We start from the raw sequence: 546 nt of genomic DNA, 5'->3' as shown, positions 1-546 counted from the left end.
CAAACCGGTTGTGGGTCACCGATCTCACCGAGCATCGCACGCGCGAAGGAAAGCTCTTCTGCTGCGTCGTCCTAGACACGTTCTCCCGTCGAGTCGTGGGCTGGTCGATCGATTCCTCCCCAACTGCGGCACTGGCCACCAACGCTCTAGGCATGGCCATCGATACTCGGCTCGGCGCGAGTCCCGCACAGGGCACCATCATTCACTCGGACCAAGGGGTGCAGTTCGGTTCCTGGGCCTTCACCTCCCGGGCCAAGGCCGCTGGACTGCTTCCTTCCATGGGCTCGGTCGGAGACTGCTACGACAACTCCATGATCGAAGCGTTCTGGTCCAGGATGCAGGTCGAACTTCTGGATACCCGTATCTGGAACACGCGCGTGGAACTGGCCAACGCCATCTTCGAGTATCTCGAGATCTGGCACAACCGCCAGCGCCGACATGGCCGGCTTGGGTGGGTCACGCCGATAGAATATGAACGTAATCGGATCATCACCGCGGCATGAGAACCCAAGAAATGATGACGCCACGGAACTCAGGACGGACCAG

At 60.3% G+C, this 546-nt stretch carries 1 protein-coding gene; it reads left to right on the top strand.

Annotated elements, in window-relative coordinates; all coding sequences use genetic code 11:
* Positions 1 to 503: IS3 family transposase (locus ABD658_RS15300; protein ID WP_344744976.1), on the top strand; the 503-nt coding region annotated here is incomplete at its 5' end.
* Positions 504 to 546 lie beyond the last annotated feature (43 nt).

The sequence above is a fragment of the Nesterenkonia aethiopica genome, from assembly GCF_039534665.1.
Classification (GTDB): Bacteria; Actinomycetota; Actinomycetes; order Actinomycetales; family Micrococcaceae; genus Nesterenkonia; species Nesterenkonia aethiopica.
The sequence above is the reverse complement of the archived record's forward strand: the minus strand, read 5'-3'. Positions and strand labels throughout refer to the sequence as shown.